The following is a 1,732-nucleotide window of genomic DNA, read 5'->3' on the forward strand; positions in this document are numbered from 1 at the left end:
TCAGGGCTCGAGTAGGTCAGTCGCATTGGGCACCCGGCATGCCGCCCTTGATCCACTCAACGGCGAGCACTCCTTCTGGGGGGTTCACACAGCGGGCAGCGTACCGCTTGATCTCCACCAATTCGACGCGCCCCTCCTCGTCGTTCCAGCGGGTCACGCCGATCGCCGACGCCTGAATGGCCTGATGTCCCTTGCCGAGCGCCAGCTCCACCGGCCCCGACGGGGTGTCCCACTGCAGGTACTCGAAGGCGTCGATCACCTCCTCGTTGGTCGGGAACCGTCCGAGCTCCGCCGCCGCCGTCTCGAACGCCTTCTTGACGGCCAGGACTTATGGGAAGGCTGCGTGGTCAGCTTGCCGTACCGTTCCTTGAATCCCGCCCGGAACCAGTTCGCGAGTTCCGTGTCCGGCGAGAAGTCGCCGTGCGGGCCCCGGGCGCCGACAATGACGCCGTCCGGGACGTTCCGTCCCAGCATCGGCAGCACGTGATCCGCGGCGACCATCACGACGTGGCGGTTCATGAAGAGGCCGCGCTGGGCGCCCTGCAGCACGAAGGCCTCCAGATCCGCACCCCAGAGCGAGGTGTGAATGACTTCCGGCGCGCGGACGGTCAGCGCCGAGATCTCGGTGCTGTACTGCCCGGCGAACAGCTTTGGAAACTGCTCGGTCACCGACTCCACGCCCGGGTACAGGACACCCATCGCGCTCGAGAAGTCGGCCCACGCGTCCAGGCCCCACGCGTAGTTCTGGTTGATCCCGGCGATCGTCGCGATCTCCGGATCGATGTCGTGCAGGTAACGGACCGCGGCGATGTTGTCCATGGCCGCGTGCGGGCCGGTGCGGAAGACGTAGCGGTAGTCCGCCTCCTCGAAGACGCGGGGCGTTCCGCAATCGACCAGGATCGTGAGTTGGCGGAGTTCCTCCGCCACCGGCGGGATCGCGAGGCAGTCGCCGGAGGAAATGTAGCCCATGACCAGATCGACGTTCCGGCGCTCGACCATGTTCCGGAACTCGGTGACCTGCTTCGTGGGTCCCCCGGACTCGTCGACGGCGAAGTACTCGATCCGGGCGCCTGCGATGCCCGGCGTGTCGTACGGCGCCGGGACCTCGCCCGCGTTGATGGCGTCGACCATGAACTCGAAGCCCTCGAAGTTCGGAATGCCGAAGCTTCCCGCCGCGGGTCCGGACAGGAAGGCCACGTAACCGATGGTGAGAGTGCGGTCCTCGCCGGACTCCTGGGCGTGCAGGGCCGCCGGCGCCAGGCCCAGCAACACCGTGCAGGCCAGGGCACGCGGGATGCGCCAAAGAGCTGATCTCATGAAGTACGGTCTCCCGGGGCTGGCGCGCGCTCGCTGTTCGCGCCCCGTGACCAACTTCTTGCGCAGGTGCCTGCACGGCGCGGGCCAGGGCTGACGCCGACCGAACGAAGAACGCTCCCGCCCAGGCCGCCCGGCCGGTTCTCGACGCTGCCGCACCGCCACCCGCGGTTGGCAACTTGAAAAGTGACCCGCCGTGGCGGATCGCTAGTCTTCGCCCCGTCCCGCGGCGTCCGTGCCGATCGCCTCGCCGAGTTTCGTCAGGGCTTCGCGAAGCGGGGCGTGCCGGACATCCGCGGTTTGCGCCGCCGCCTTCCGTTGCACGTCGTCCGCCGGCGGCGTCCCGGATCGTCCTGCCGGTTCCAGTCGGGCCCGGCCGCGCACCGGTCCCTGCCTGACCACGATCCGTTTCACCACC

1 protein-coding gene and 1 pseudogene are annotated in these 1,732 nt (G+C 68.4%); both read right to left on the reverse strand.

Annotation, left to right across the window (positions count from 1 at the left end; all coding sequences use genetic code 11):
• Positions 1 to 16 precede the first annotated feature (16 nt).
• A pseudogene (locus J4G12_10335) lies at positions 17 to 1,317 on the reverse strand (ABC transporter substrate-binding protein).
• A 204-nt stretch (positions 1,318 to 1,521) separates the two neighbouring features.
• Positions 1,522 to 1,732 (reverse strand): hypothetical protein (locus J4G12_10340; GenBank protein MCE2456187.1); only part of this gene is annotated, 211 nt, incomplete at its 5' end.

The organism is Gemmatimonadota bacterium (assembly GCA_021295815.1).
Lineage (GTDB): Bacteria > Gemmatimonadota > Gemmatimonadetes > Longimicrobiales > Gaopeijiaceae > JAGWBQ01.